The sequence below is a fragment of the Sphingopyxis sp. CCNWLW2 genome, assembly GCF_037095755.1.
Classification (GTDB): domain Bacteria; phylum Pseudomonadota; class Alphaproteobacteria; order Sphingomonadales; family Sphingomonadaceae; genus Sphingopyxis.
On sequence record NZ_JBAWKJ010000001.1, the window covers coordinates 1,156,537 to 1,169,105 of the forward strand.

Here is a 12,569-nt window from a genome sequence, read left to right on the forward strand (position 1 = left end):
TCAGGCGGCGGCGAACAAATCCCCGTCCGGGTGCAATCTTTCGCGCACCGGCAGGTTCAGTCCGCCCATCGCCTCGCGGAGTTCCTGCCGCGCGACGACGTGGCCAATCCCCATGCCGCCGAGATGCGCCTTGTCGAGCAGGGTGAGGCCAGCCGGGAAAAGCTCGCGATAGATGACGCGCTCGCCGAGCCCCGGGATGACGCGGAACCCGACGCGCCGCGACAACTGGGTCAGCGCCTCGCCGACGCGGCGCATATTGTGCGCATCGACGTGCTGGAGGCGGTTGCGCAGGATGATCCAATCCATCGTCCGCCCGTCGGCCTTCGCGCGCGTCTTGCGCGCGTCCCAGATCAATTCGGAATAGAAGCTCGGCCGGGTGACCTGAAAGGTTTCGGGGTCGACCTGTCCGATCAGGTCGAAGTCGATAAAACTGTCGTTGATCGGGGTGACGAGCGTATCGGCGCTGGTCGCGAGGTGGCGCGCGAAGACATCGTCGCGCCCCGGGGTGTCGGCGATCAGATAATCGACGTCTTCGCTCAGCGCCGCGACCTGGTCGTCGAGTTCGTCGATCGTCGAGCCGGTGAACACCTCGAAGCGCGGAGTCGGCAGCGCGATCTCGCGGCGCTTCGCGGTATTCTCGCGATTTTCGAGATAGCGGTGAAAGGTGCGCTGGCGCGGGTCGAGATCGATCCCCGCGACGCGCCAGCCCTGGCTCGCCAGCGCGACCGCGAAATGCACGGCGCACGTCGATTTGCCGGTCCCGCCCTTTTCATTGGCAAAGATGATGCGGTGCGGTGCGGGCTTCGTCGCTGAGGTCGTCATGGGGCGTTGCGATTTTCCTGTTTGCGCGGCATGGGCGGCCGGCGCGCGAAGTGATATAGTCGCGCCAATATCGGAGGGCGACCAGCCGTGCAAATCATCCGTGACATCGCGATGCTGCACCGTGCCGTTACGGCACTAAAGCAGGGAGGAAAGAGCGTCGCGCTGGTCCCGACGATGGGATCGCTGCACGATGGCCACCTCTCGCTGGTGCGCATGGCAAAGCGCGTCGCCGACCACGCGGTCGTGTCGATTTTCGTCAACCCGACGCAATTCGGCCCCAACGAGGATTTCGCCGCCTACCCGCGCGACGAGGCGCGCGATGCCGCGATGCTCGTCGAGGAAGGCACCAGTCTGCTCTGGGCGCCCGACGTCGCAACCATGTACCCCGGCGGGCATAGCACGCATATCGAGGTCGCCGAGCTCGGCGCCGATTATTGCGGCGCCGCGCGCCCCGGCCATTTCGACGGCGTCGCGACCGTCGTCGCCAAATTGTTCAACCAGGTGCGGCCCGACGTAGCGATCTTCGGCGAAAAGGACTGGCAGCAGCTCGCGATCATCCGCCGCATGGCGCGCGATCTCGACTTCGGAATCGACATTTTGGGCGCGCCGATCGCGCGCGATGACGACGGCCTCGCGCTGTCGTCACGCAACGCCTATCTCTCGCCCGAACAGCGCGCGGCGGCGACCATCTTTCCGCGGGCGCTGAACACCGCGGCGAAAGCGATCGCGGACGGCGCCGATGTTGGCGAAGCGCTCGCCAGGGCCGAGACGGTGATCGTCGGGGGGGGCTTCGACAGCGTCGATTATGTCGCGCTCGCCGATGCCGACAGCCTCGAGAGACTGGACGCTTTTCGGAAGCCCGCGCGGCTTCTGGCGGCGGCGCGGATCGGAAAAACGCGGCTGATCGACAATCTTCCGGTCGGCGATTAACGCCAAAAACCACCGATTTCCGGGGACTTCGGACGATATCCACAAAAAAGTGCGATCGCCGTTAACGCTTTGTTGACCATAAACCGCAAATTTGGGGCCCGAGGTCTCCATGTGGGGTGGAGGCAAAGGGGGTTATCATGGCGAATAGTCTGAAGTCTGCCCAATTTCTGATCGAGAGCCGTCTGCTCGACGCCGCCCGCGGCGACGCCAATGCCTATTTCGATCTCGGCATTGCCTTTTCGACCGGCACCGGCGGGGTCGATGTCGACCTGATCCAGGCGCATAAATGGTTCAATCTGGCCGCGCTCGGCGGCAATATCGAAGGCCAGCAGTGCCGCGCCGACCTGTCGGATGAGATGAGCCGCGACGAAATCGCCGAAGCGCAGCGCCAGGCGCGCGCCTGGCTCGACGAGACGGCGCGCCGTCCCGCCGCGCGGCGCTTTGCGGCCTAATCCTTCCGCTTGAAGGGCGTCTGCCCTTCCAGCCACTCCATTTCGACTTCTTCCGCCCGTCGTTCCTGTTCGAGATAATCGGCAACCGCGCGGCGAAATCCCGGATCGGCGATGAAATGCGCCGACCATGTCGCGACGGGGCCATAGCCGCGTGCGAGCTTGTGCCCGCCCTGCGCGCCCGCCTCGACGCGGGCAAGGCCGCGTTCGATCGCGATGTCGATCGCGCGATAATAGCATAGTTCGAAATGCAGATAGGGGATCTCGACGAGACAGCCCCAATAGCGGCCGTAGAGCGTGTCGGCGCCGAGGAAGTGCAGCGCGCCCGCAACCGGCCTTTCGTCGCCGTCATAGGCGATCAGCAAGATGATCTGCGCCGCCATGGTCGCGCCCATCAGGTCGAACGCTTCACGCGTCAGGTACGGATGTCCCCATTTGCGCGCGCCGGTGTCCTGATAGAAAAGCCACATCGCGTCCCAATGCTCGGGACGGATGGCGACCCCGGTCAACTCCTCGATCCGTAGCCCCTCGACCGCGCGTTGCCGTTCCTTGCGGAGCTGCTTGCGCTTCGCCGAATTCAGCGTGGCGAGGAAATCGTCGAAGTTGCCATAGCCCGCGTTCGCGAAATGAAACTGGATATCGCGGCGGACGAGCCAACCCGCCTCCTCGAACAGCGGCATCTGCTCGGGCGCGACAAAGGTCGCGTGCGCCGACGACAGCCCGTTCTGCCGCACCACCGCTTCAGCGGCACGGAGCAGCAGCAAGGCGTCGCCCCGATCTTTCGATAGCAGGCGCGGCCCCGGCACGGGGGTAAAGGGCGCCGCGATCTGGAGCTTCGGATAATAATCGCCGCCCGCGCGTGCCCAGGCGTCGGCCCAGGCATGGTCGAACACATATTCGCCCTGGCTGTGCGATTTGAGGTACGCGGGCGCGGCGGCGACGAGCGCGCCGCCGGCATCCTCGACGAGCAACGGCGCCGCTTGCCAGCCCGTGCCCGGTCCGACGCTGCCCGATTGTTCGAGCAGCGTCAGGAAGGCGTGGCCGACGAACGGATTACCGCCATCGTGCAATGCGTCCCATGCCGCGGCGTCGATGGCGGCGACGCCGGTTCCGAGCGATATCGTGCGCGCGGGTGGGTCGGCCTCTGCCACCGGAATTCTTAGGCGGGCTTCACCGCGACGATCGCGTCGGCCTCGACCGCGGCGCCGAGCGGGAGCACCGCGACGCCGACCGCGGCGCGCGCGTGGCGGCCCGCTTCGCCGAACAGCGCCTCGAACAGGTCCGACGCGCCATTGGCGACCTTCGCCTGATCGGTGAAGCCGGGGGTGCTGTTGACGAACACGCCGAGCTTGACGACGCGCTCGACGCGCGACCAGTCGCCGCCGAGCGCTTGCCCGATCTGCGCGACGAGCATCAACGCGACGCGCTGCGCGGCATCCTGCCCGCCCGCAACGTCGACGTCTTCGCCAAGGCGACCGGTGACGACCTGACCGTCGCGAAACGGCAGCTGGCCGCTGACATAGAGCAGGCCGCCATGTTCGACGACGGGGACATAAGCGGCGACCGGCGCGGCGGGCTTGGGGAGTTCGAGGCCGAGTTCGGCGATTTTGGCGGCGATATCCATGAGAGAGCTTCCTTGTTAGACCGGCTCGACAGCCGGGGCGGGGATGTTTTCGGCGAGGCGCGCCAGGATCCAGCCCTGCGCCGTCGTCCAGTCGTCGATGCGGACGTGCGCATGCTTCGCCGGTGCGATCTTGCCGGCGATTGCCGGCTCGCCGACGAGGTGGAGCCGCCACACGTCGGGCGCTTCCTGCGCGACTGACATATGATGGCCGGCGAGATCGTCGATGAACACCGCGACCGAAGGCTGATACTCCTCGATCAGGCGGCGCACCGGTTCGCCCTTGCCGCCGCGGCTGCCGATCACCGGCGCGTGGAAATCGTGGAGCGCGAGCTGTTCGATGCGCGCCTGCTGATGTTCGGGGCCGACGTTGGTGAGGACGACGATATCGGCCTCGGCGCCGATCGCCGCCATCGCCGCAAGCGCACCGGGGATCGGATATTGCCGCGTCATTTCCTTGCGGAAGAAGCCGTCGAGCAAGGGCCACACCTCGGCGGCTTCCAGCGGCGTGCCGCATTCCTTGCGCTTCAGCGCGTTCGCGAAGCTCGCGTCCTCGATGCGGAAGATCACGCCATGTTCGGCGTCGACCCATTCGGCGAAGGGGACGACCATGTGCATCAGCACCTCGTCGCAATCGGTGATGACGAGCGGGCGGTTCATGCGGCGGTTCCTTCGAGTCTCTGCGCGGCGGCGGCGATGCTGGCGGGCGGCACCTGCAACGCATCGGCGCAGGCAACAAGGTCGTTTTCGTGGCCCGTGAGGAACGACAGGATCGCCGCAAGCGTCGCCTGCTCGCCCAGCGAGGCGCGCAGTTCGTCGGGCGCAAGCCCGGTCAGGCCGAGCAGCCGTTCGGCGCGCGGTTCGTCGCTCAAAATCCAGCCGAGCGCCTGAAGCGCCAGCGCGGCATCGCCATCGTGCAAGTCGTGTGTCCCTAATTGTGTCATGCCGCCGATTCGCCTAAACGGGCCGCGTACGCAAGGTGGGGAACATAAGTAACATGGGCAAGACCATCCTGGTCGTCGAAGATAATGAGCTCAACCTTCGCCTCTTCTGCGACCTGCTCAATGCCCATGGCTATAGCGCGCATCCGGTGCGCGACGGACGCGACGCGCTGGCCAAGGCGCGCGAAGTGTCGCCCGACCTGATCATCATGGATATCCAGTTGCCGCATGTCAGCGGGCTCGACCTGATCGGCCAGATGAAGGCCGACCTGACCTTGCGCGCGGTGCCGATCATGGCGGTCACCGCCTATGCGGGGAAGGGCGACGAGGAACAGATCAAGGCGGCGGGCGCCGAAGCCTATGTGTCCAAACCGATTTCGGTAATCAAATTCATCGAAAGCGTCGGGGCCTTCGCCTAGTTTTAATGATCGCGCGGCCCCGATTGCGACGGGCCGCCCAAAATCGTCGGCGAGTCGCTGGCGCGCGCTCCGGCCACGCGATCGGGTTCAGCCACCGGCCAGCTTTCCTTTCCTAATCCTGATCGCGGGGGTTCAGGATGGAAGGACATAAGATGTTTTTGATGAAGAGGCTGGCCTTGACGGCGTTGATCGGCGCGACGACGCTGGCCGCCATGCCGACCGAAGCCGAGGCGCGCAGCCGCCACCATCGGCACGGGCATTACGACCGCGACCATGATCGCTGGCAGGATCGCCGCGAGTATCGGCGCCACCGCGAAGGCCGATATTATCGGAACTGCCGCACCAGCGGCACGACGGGACTGATCGTCGGCGGCGCCGCCGGCGCCCTGCTGGGCCGCGAAATCGATAGCCGCGGCGACCGCGCCACGGGCACGATCCTCGGTGCCGCGGGTGGCGCACTGCTCGGCCGCGAGATCGACCGCAAGCGTCGCTGCTGACCGCTGGCGGGGGAAGGAAGGGACCGTCAGGCGGCGCAGGCGTCGCGGGCGGTCCGTTCCGAAAGCCGCGGTGCGGCGGTGCGCAGCCACGGCGCCGAATAGTGGATCGCGACGGCGGCTTCGGAGGCCGTGACGGCGGCGGTCCAGGCGCGGGCGATCCAGCGCGTTTCGGGGGTGTTACGGGTCATCTTATGTCTCCTTCACCCGGAACCGCGGAAGATGGGGAGGGGCGGCCCGGACGAATCCTATTTACCGTGGCAAGCGCGGCGATCGGCGCCGAAATTGATCGTGCGTTCGACCAATTTTCGCGCTATTTATATATTCATGCGAAAAATGATCGATCTCGACGATTTCGACCGCCGGCTGCTCGCGCTGGTGCGGCACGATAATCTCCAACCCGCGCGAATCCTCGCCGACAAGGTCGGGCTGTCATTATCAGCGGTGCTCCGCCGTCTGCGCCGGATGCGCGAGGAAAAGATAATCATCGCCGATATCGCAGTGGTCGATCCGGCGCTGACCGGATCGGCGCTCACCATGCATATCCTCGTCCGGATGCAACAGGCGGGGCCGCAGACTATGGATGCGTTCGCGCGCGAGATCGCGCGCCATCCCGAAATCACCGGGGCGTGGGACGTGACCGGCGACGATGATTTCCTGCTGAAAGTACAGATCGGCTCGATGGAGGAATATGACGTCTTCACGCGCCGCGCGCTGGGCGAGGACAAGGGCGTGCATTCATTCAAAACGATGATCACGATCCGGCACATCATCGAAAATGATGTCGCGCGCCGGCCGCTGCGCGATTGGTGAAGATGACTATGGTATGGCGGGGGCGCGGCCGTTAGCGACCGATTGCGGAAGTCCGATCAGGCCTGTCCTCTTATGTCGCGCCAATATTCTTCCGCGACATCCTCATCGATCTCTACGGGCATTGAGCTTCCCGGGTAAAGTCGATCCTTGCCATCCTTGCGAGGCCCGGAAATCCAAAAAAGGGCACCGTTGTCTTCAGCTATATGATTATATTTGTACCCGCTTCCGACCTTCCCGAACGTCCGGCCTTGATAGTGAATCGAGCGACCTGACTTCGAAAATGCAACCCTACCGATCCGGGCAGGACCATTCGATCCTTCAGACTTGTCTTCGATATACATGATACGCGTTTTGGGCTTCGACATAAAAAGCCATTAACCCAAGGAATGTCTACTTCCCAGCCCAGAACCGCCATTCTCCGGGCACGAAAAAGGGCGGCACGCGGCCGCCCTTCTGGATCCCCGCTTTCGCCGGGATGACGCATTTCCGCCCCACGCGCTTTCAGCGCATGGGGAAATGCATCACTTGATCTTGGCTTCCTTGAACTCGACGTGCTTGCGGACACGCGGGTCGTACTTACGCACCGACATCTTCTCGGTCATCGTACGCGGGTTCTTTTTCGTGACATAGAAAAAGCCCGTGTCGGCGGTGCTCACCAGCTTGATCTTGACGGTCGTCGGCTTGGCCATGGCCCTGTTCCTCGAATTAACTGCACATCCACCGGAGGTCCGAGGGATGCGGCGGGACTAGGGCCCCGACGTTGGTGTGAAAAACATGAAAGGGCCGCGCGACGCCGCGCCGCCCCTCAATATCCGGGCGCCTTTGGCGGGATTCGGCCTTTCTGTCAAGCGAAAGGAAGGACGGGCGGCACATCGGCCGCCCGTCCGGGAGGGGTGGGATTGTGGCCCTAGGCGTTCTTGATCTCGAAACGGACGCGCATTTCCTTCCAGCTTTCTTCGGCCACCCCGCCGCGCGTCGCAGCCTTGAAGCGCCACTTCGTCAGCGCGCGCCGTTTTGTCGCCTCGAAAAACGCCGGATCGTCGGTGCTGACCAGCTCGACCGCTTTCACCCGCCCGTCGGTGCCGATCAGCACGCGGACAACCGCGACGCCCTCGACACCCTCGCGCTGGGCGCGTGCCGGATAGTCGGGTTGGAAAAGACCCGCATAGCGCTGGTCGAGCTGCGCGAGCACCAGCTTCGGAGGCTGCACGGGCGGATCGATAATTTGGGGCATCACCGTTCCCGTGCCGGTGCCAGTCGGTGGAACATAGGGTTCGTCGGTCCGGCCGACGGGCGGATCCTGACTGAGCGGCGGCAGCGGCGAATCGGTCGCTGCGATAACGGTCTTGGTCGGCTGGTCCTGCGGCTTGGCGTCGGGTTGCGGTTCGGGGGGCGGCGGTTGCTGCAGTTTGATCAAAGTGCCGGTCATCGGCTCGCTCTTCGGCGCCATTTCGATGATCATCGGCGACAGCGCGACCGCGACGACGAGCGCGGCGGGCAGCCCGACCGCGAACAGCGCGGCGACCGGGTGGTGTCGGGCATCGCTGCCATAGCTGTTACGCGCCAGCGGCACCGCCGCTCCGGCGGGCGCGGTGGTCGCTTCGGGCGCCGCCATAATGGCTGAAATCAGGGGTATCAGGGTCATGGCATCTCTCCTTGCCTCTATGACCCGGCCCTGCCGCGTTCCGACCGTTGCTGTCGGCCAGGTCAGGTCAGGTCAACGTGATATTATAACATCACGTCACATGTCAAGTGGATCGGTAAGCAAGCTTTCACACGATGCCGTGGGGAAGACCTAGACGGCGGAAAGCCGCGCCACCGCCTGATCCTTGTCGATCAGCGGCAGCAGTTCGGCCATGTCGGGGCCATGATCGCGGGCGGTGAGCGCGCGGCGCAGCGGCAGGAAGAGCGCGCGGCCCTTTGCCCCCGTCGCCTCCTTCGCCGCGCCGGTGAGCGCGTGCCAGGGATCGGCGCCCCAGTCGATCGCGGGCGCGGCCTGTGCCGCCGCGCCCAGCACCGGCCGGTCGGCCGCTTCGGCGGGCGGCGGCGTGAAGGGTCCGTCGAACACAGGCACCCACTCGGCCGCCTCGGCCACCGTCATCAGATTGGGCCGAATCGCGTTCCAGCGCGCTTCGGTGATCGCGGCGGGCAGGCGGTCCGCGATCGCCGCATGATCGGTGTGGTGCAAGATCTTCTGATTGAGCAGCGCCAGCTCGGCCTCGTCGAAGCGCGCGGGCGCACGGCCGAAGCGCGCGAAATCGATGCTTTCGACCAGCGGCGCAACCTGCGTCACCGGTTCGACCGGATCGCTTGTCCCGAGCCGCGCGAGCAACGCGACGAGCGCGATCGGCTCGATCCCCGCCTCGCGCAGGCTGGCCATACCGAGCGAGCCCAGCCGCTTCGACAATTTGCCCTCGGTCCCGACGAGCAAAGCCTCATGTGCAAAGGCGGGCGGCGCGGCGCCGAGTGCGGCGAACATCTGGATCTGCGACGCGGTGTTTGACACATGATCTTCGCCGCGCACGACATGCGTGATCCCCATCGCGATATCGTCGATCACGCTCGGCAGCAGATAGAGCCAGCTGCCGTCGGCGCGGCGCACCACCGGATCGGACATCGTTTTCGGCTCGAAATGCTGCGGTCCGCGGACCATGTCGGTCCACTCGATCGCCGCATCATGGTCGAGCCGGAAGCGCCAGTGCGGTGCGACGCCCTCGGGGATCGGCGCACCCTCGGGCTTGCGCTCGTAAACCGGCGGCAGCCCGCGCGAGAGCAATATCTTGCGGCGAATGTCGAGTTCTTCGGGCGTCTCGTAACAGGCATAGACGCGCCCCGCCGCCTTCAGCTTTTCGAACTCGGCCTCATAGAGCGCGAAGCGCGCCGACTGGCGCTCCTCGCCGTCGATATCGAACCCAAGCCACGCGAGGTCGGCGCGAATCGCGTCGACATGTTCCTCTTTCGAGCGTTCGAGGTCGGTGTCGTCGATGCGCAGCAGGAAGCGGCCGCCATGCTTGCGCGCCCACAGCCAATTGTGGAGCGCGGTGCGGACGTTGCCGACATGCAGGGTGCCGGTCGGCGAAGGGGCGAAACGGGTAACGACGGTCATGCGCCGCGCCTATAACCGCATATTCGGCCGCCGTCAGTCGTCTTCCGCGATCTTGCGGTTCTGGACGATGTGCGCGGCCCAGCGCAGCGCCATGCCGACCACCGAAAGCACCGACCCCGCGATGATCGCCCCGATCAGCGCGCGATTCTCACCGGGCGCGGGCCACGCGACCCACGCGAGCAAGACGACGCTGACGATCGACAGCGCATAACCGATCCCGGTGAGCCAGTTCGCCACGGCGCGCTACGCGGTCCGGAAACCATGGGTGATCGGGTAACGCCGGTCGCGCCCGAAATTGCGCGTCGACAGCTTCACCCCCGGCGGCGCCTGGCGGCGCTTATACTCGGCGAGCATCAGCAGCCGTTCGATCCGCACCACCGCGTCGCGGTCAAAGCCATAGCGCTCGACGACATCGTCGACACTCGCCTCTTCCTCGACGAGCATATGGAGCATGCGGTCGAGATCGACGTACGGCGGCAGGCTGTCCTCGTCCTTCTGGTCGGGACGCAGCTCGGCGCTCGGCGGCTTGGTGATGATGGTGTCGGGCATCACGGGGGTCACCGGGTTGCGCGACAGGCGCGGGACATTTTCGTTGCGCCATTTCGCCACCGCGAACACCGTCATTTTATACGCGTCCTTCAGCGGATTATAGCCGCCCGCCATGTCGCCATAGATGGTCGCATAGCCGACGCTCATCTCGCTCTTGTTGCCCGTCGTGAGCAGCATCGGGCCGAATTTGTTGCTGAGCGCCATCAGGGTGACGCCGCGGATGCGCGACTGGACATTTTCCTCGGTGATATCGACGTCCTTGTCGGCGAAGCTGCCCGCGAGCATCGCATCGAATGCCTCGACCGCGGGGACGATCGATATCGTGTCGAGCTTGCAGCCGATCATCGCCGCGCAGCCCGCCGCATCGTCGAGGCTCGTCTGGCTGGTGAAGCGGCTCGGCATCATCACGCACCAGACCTTGTCCGGCCCAAGCGCATCGGCGGCGATCGCGGCGCAGATCGCCGAATCGATCCCGCCCGACAGCCCGAGCACGACGCCGGGGAAACGGTTGCGCTCGACATAGTCGCGCAAGGATATGATCATCGCGCTATAGATATCGGCCGGATGCGCCTCCCATTCGGCGATCTCGCCTGACTCGCACGTCCAGCCGTTCGCGCCCTTGGACCAGTGCGTCACGCGCTCTCCGGGCTCCCAGTCGGTCAGCCGGTGCGCCGTCGTCCCGTCGCGGTTCAGCACGAAGGAGCAGCCGTCGAACACGATCTCGTCCTGCCCGCCGACGCGGTTGAGGAAAATCACCGGCAGCGAGGTTTCGGCAACCCGGCTCGCGAACACCTGGGTCAGACGCCGCTCGTCCTTGTCGATTTCATAGGGGCTGCCGTTGACCGAGATCAGCAGCTCGGCGCCCTGCCCCTCCAGATGCTCGCAAACCTTCGGCAACCACCCATCCTCGCAGATCGGCAGGCCGAGCTTCACGCCGCGCCATTCGACGACTTCGGGGAGCGGACCGGGGACGAAGACGCGCTTTTCGTCGAAGGTGCCGTAATTGGGGAGCTCATGCTTCCTTCGCGTCGCGACGATCCGGCCGCCGTCGAGCAGCGCGACGATATTATAGAGGCTGTCGCCTTCCCGCTCGACCGAACCGACAAGCATCGCCGGACCGCCATCGGCGGTATCGGCGGCAAGTTCGGCAAGCAGCTTCGCCGCCCGGTCCGCCAGTGCGGGTTTCAGCACCAGATCCTCAGGCGGATAGCCGATCAGCTGCAGCTCGGGATAGAGGATCAGGTCGGCGTCCGGGTGCCGCCCGCGCACGTCGCGCATCGCCGCGGCGTTGGCAGCGAGGTCGCCCACGACCTGCGTCATTTGCGAAAGAAGGATGGAGAGCTTTTGTGTCATGTCGGTGGTTTAGGCCGACGCACGCCGATTTCAACTAGGCCGCGCGCAGCGGATCGGGCTTTAACCCCTTCCCCTATCCGCCCGCGCTGGCTAAGGGGGCGCGCAATCCCACCCGCGCGAAAGGGCCTTGCACGCCATGAAACTCATCTCCGGCAACAGTAACCTGCCGCTGGCCCGTGCGATCGCGGACTATCTGGAACTGCCGCTGACCGACACCAGCGTACGCCGCTTCGCCGACGAAGAGGTCTTCGTCGAAATCCACGAGAATGTCCGCGGCCAGGATGTCTTCGTCGTTCAGCCGACGAATTTCCCCGCGAACGACAATCTGATGGAATTGCTCATCATCAACGACGCGCTGCGCCGCGCTTCGGCAAAGCGCATCACCGCGGTCGTCCCCTATTTCGGTTACGCCCGTCAGGACCGCAAGCCCGGCCCGCGCACGCCGATCTCGGCGAAGCTCGTCGCGAACCTCATCACCACGTCGGGCGCCGACCGCGTCCTCGCGATCGACCTGCACGCCGGGCAGATCCAGGGCTTCTTCGATATCCCGACCGACAACCTCTACGCCGCGCCGGTGATGAGCGCCGACATTCAGGCGCGTTTCGCGGGCAAGAATCTGATGGTCGTCTCGCCCGACGTCGGCGGCGTGGTCCGCGCGCGCGCGCTCGCCAAGCGGCTCGACAACGCCCCGCTCGCGATCGTCGATAAGCGCCGCGAGCGCGCCGGCGAATCGGAAGTGATGAACATCATCGGCGACGTGAAGGGCCGCTTCTGCATCCTGATCGACGATATCGTCGATTCGGCGGGCACGCTCTGCAACGCCGCCGCGGCGCTGAAGGCCGCGGGCGCCGAGGGCGTCGTTGCCTATTGTACGCACGGCGTGCTGTCGGGCGGCGCGGTCGCGCGCGTCGATGCGAGCGAGCTTACCGAGCTGGTGATCACCGATTCGATCCAGCCGACCGACGCGGTGAACGACAGCAGCAAGGTTCGCGCGCTCACCGTCGCACCGCTGCTCGGCGAAGCGATCAAGCGCATCGCCGACGAATCGAGCGTCTCCTCGCTTTTTGACTGA

The 12,569-nt window shown here is 65.4% G+C and carries 17 protein-coding genes; 6 read left to right on the forward strand and 11 right to left on the reverse strand.

From position 1 onward, the window contains the following. Entirely contained in the window at positions 1-822 is an 822-nt protein-coding gene (locus tag V8J55_RS05350) for a division plane positioning ATPase MipZ (protein WP_336444668.1), read from the reverse strand. Between the two features lie 87 nt (positions 823-909). Here V8J55_RS05350 and panC point away from each other — a divergent pair, with 87 nt between their 5' ends. Both panC and V8J55_RS05360 read left to right on the forward strand, forming a co-directional pair. Then, positions 910-1,752: a pantoate--beta-alanine ligase gene (panC, locus tag V8J55_RS05355; RefSeq protein ID WP_336444669.1), complete on the forward strand. Its 843-nt coding sequence runs from the start codon at positions 910-912 to the stop codon at positions 1,750-1,752. 137 nt (positions 1,753-1,889) lie between these two features. Beyond that, complete coding sequence (locus V8J55_RS05360; RefSeq protein WP_336444670.1) at positions 1,890-2,204, forward strand: hypothetical protein; 315 nt, start codon at positions 1,890-1,892, stop codon at positions 2,202-2,204. On the opposite strand, the gene V8J55_RS05365 is transcribed toward V8J55_RS05360, so the two are convergent. From V8J55_RS05365 to V8J55_RS05380, 4 genes are read right to left on the reverse strand one after another with little or no spacing between them, the layout of a single operon-like run. Beyond that, entirely contained in the window at positions 2,201-3,352 is a 1,152-nt protein-coding gene (locus V8J55_RS05365; protein WP_336444671.1) for a GNAT family N-acetyltransferase, read from the reverse strand. The two genes, V8J55_RS05360 and V8J55_RS05365, sit on opposite strands and share 4 nt — an antisense overlap. 8 nt (positions 3,353-3,360) lie before the next feature. After that, positions 3,361-3,825 (reverse strand): RidA family protein, encoded by a 465-nt coding sequence (locus V8J55_RS05370; protein WP_336444672.1) that lies wholly within the window; start codon positions 3,823-3,825, stop codon positions 3,361-3,363. Between the two features lie 15 nt (positions 3,826-3,840). After that, entirely contained in the window at positions 3,841-4,482 is a 642-nt protein-coding gene (locus V8J55_RS05375) for an HAD family hydrolase (protein WP_336444673.1), read from the reverse strand. After that, a complete protein-coding gene (locus tag V8J55_RS05380; protein ID WP_336444674.1) occupies positions 4,479-4,742 on the reverse strand; it encodes a DUF3572 family protein in 264 nt (87 codons plus the stop codon). Before V8J55_RS05380 ends, V8J55_RS05375 begins: the two co-directional genes overlap by 4 nt. Positions 4,743-4,819: 77 nt before the next feature. On the opposite strand from V8J55_RS05380, the gene V8J55_RS05385 reads away from it, so the two are divergent. Further along, positions 4,820-5,182: a response regulator gene (locus V8J55_RS05385; protein ID WP_037515703.1), complete on the forward strand. Its 363-nt coding sequence runs from the start codon at positions 4,820-4,822 to the stop codon at positions 5,180-5,182. A 161-nt stretch (positions 5,183-5,343) separates the two neighbouring features. Then, the gene (locus V8J55_RS05390) at positions 5,344-5,679 is read left to right on the forward strand and encodes a glycine zipper 2TM domain-containing protein (RefSeq protein ID WP_037515849.1); all 336 of its coding nucleotides are present in this window, start codon (positions 5,344-5,346) and stop codon (positions 5,677-5,679) included. Positions 5,680-5,705: 26 nt separating this feature from the next. On the opposite strand, the gene V8J55_RS05395 is transcribed toward V8J55_RS05390, so the two are convergent. Next, positions 5,706-5,867 carry a hypothetical protein gene (locus tag V8J55_RS05395; RefSeq protein WP_161785662.1) on the reverse strand — a complete coding sequence of 54 codons (162 nt, stop codon included), beginning with the start codon at positions 5,865-5,867 and terminating at the stop codon, positions 5,706-5,708. A 136-nt stretch (positions 5,868-6,003) separates the two neighbouring features. Between V8J55_RS05395 and V8J55_RS05400 the strand changes: the two genes are divergently transcribed. Next, positions 6,004-6,489, forward strand: a complete 486-nt coding sequence (locus V8J55_RS05400; protein WP_336444675.1) for an Lrp/AsnC family transcriptional regulator — start codon at positions 6,004-6,006, stop codon at positions 6,487-6,489. A 521-nt stretch (positions 6,490-7,010) separates the two neighbouring features. Here V8J55_RS05400 and rpmG read toward each other — a convergent pair. From rpmG to V8J55_RS05425, 5 genes are all read right to left on the reverse strand, one after another. After that, positions 7,011-7,178, reverse strand: coding sequence for a 50S ribosomal protein L33 (rpmG, locus tag V8J55_RS05405; protein WP_037515700.1), 168 nt, complete (start codon positions 7,176-7,178; stop codon positions 7,011-7,013). Positions 7,179-7,396: 218 nt separating this feature from the next. Continuing rightward, positions 7,397-8,134, reverse strand: a complete 738-nt coding sequence (locus V8J55_RS05410) for an energy transducer TonB (protein ID WP_336444676.1) — start codon at positions 8,132-8,134, stop codon at positions 7,397-7,399. A gap of 150 nt (positions 8,135-8,284) precedes the next feature. Next, a complete protein-coding gene (gene gltX / locus V8J55_RS05415) occupies positions 8,285-9,595 on the reverse strand; it encodes a glutamate--tRNA ligase (protein WP_336444677.1) in 1,311 nt (436 codons plus the stop codon). Positions 9,596-9,628: 33 nt separating this feature from the next. Next, on the reverse strand, positions 9,629-9,832 hold the full coding sequence (locus V8J55_RS05420) for a hypothetical protein (RefSeq protein ID WP_037515694.1): 204 nt from the start codon (positions 9,830-9,832) through the stop codon (positions 9,629-9,631). 6 nt (positions 9,833-9,838) lie between these two features. Continuing rightward, entirely contained in the window at positions 9,839-11,497 is a 1,659-nt protein-coding gene (locus V8J55_RS05425) for an NAD+ synthase (RefSeq protein WP_336444678.1), read from the reverse strand. A gap of 136 nt (positions 11,498-11,633) precedes the next feature. Here V8J55_RS05425 and V8J55_RS05430 point away from each other — a divergent pair, with 136 nt between their 5' ends. Next, positions 11,634-12,569, forward strand: coding sequence for a ribose-phosphate pyrophosphokinase (locus tag V8J55_RS05430; protein ID WP_037515690.1), 936 nt, complete (start codon positions 11,634-11,636; stop codon positions 12,567-12,569).

Bases quoted from the DNA above. Each gene is read 5' to 3' on its own strand.
- V8J55_RS05350 (WP_336444668.1), bottom strand. From the start codon at position 822: ATGACGACCTCAGCGACGAAGCCCGCACCGCACCGCATCATCTTTGCC.
- V8J55_RS05360 (WP_336444670.1), top strand. From the start codon at position 1,890: ATGGCGAATAGTCTGAAGTCTGCCCAATTTCTGATCGAGAGCCGTCTG.
- V8J55_RS05370 (WP_336444672.1), bottom strand. From the start codon at position 3,825: ATGGATATCGCCGCCAAAATCGCCGAACTCGGCCTCGAACTCCCCAAG.
- V8J55_RS05375 (WP_336444673.1), bottom strand. From the start codon at position 4,482: ATGAACCGCCCGCTCGTCATCACCGATTGCGACGAGGTGCTGATGCAC.
- V8J55_RS05385 (WP_037515703.1), top strand. From the start codon at position 4,820: ATGGGCAAGACCATCCTGGTCGTCGAAGATAATGAGCTCAACCTTCGC.
- V8J55_RS05390 (WP_037515849.1), top strand. From the start codon at position 5,344: ATGAAGAGGCTGGCCTTGACGGCGTTGATCGGCGCGACGACGCTGGCC.
- V8J55_RS05395 (WP_161785662.1), bottom strand. From the start codon at position 5,867: ATGACCCGTAACACCCCCGAAACGCGCTGGATCGCCCGCGCCTGGACC.
- V8J55_RS05400 (WP_336444675.1), top strand. From the start codon at position 6,004: ATGCGAAAAATGATCGATCTCGACGATTTCGACCGCCGGCTGCTCGCG.
- rpmG (WP_037515700.1), bottom strand. From the start codon at position 7,178: ATGGCCAAGCCGACGACCGTCAAGATCAAGCTGGTGAGCACCGCCGAC.
- V8J55_RS05410 (WP_336444676.1), bottom strand. From the start codon at position 8,134: ATGACCCTGATACCCCTGATTTCAGCCATTATGGCGGCGCCCGAAGCG.
- gltX (WP_336444677.1), bottom strand. From the start codon at position 9,595: ATGACCGTCGTTACCCGTTTCGCCCCTTCGCCGACCGGCACCCTGCAT.
- V8J55_RS05425 (WP_336444678.1), bottom strand. From the start codon at position 11,497: ATGACACAAAAGCTCTCCATCCTTCTTTCGCAAATGACGCAGGTCGTG.
- V8J55_RS05430 (WP_037515690.1), top strand. From the start codon at position 11,634: ATGAAACTCATCTCCGGCAACAGTAACCTGCCGCTGGCCCGTGCGATC.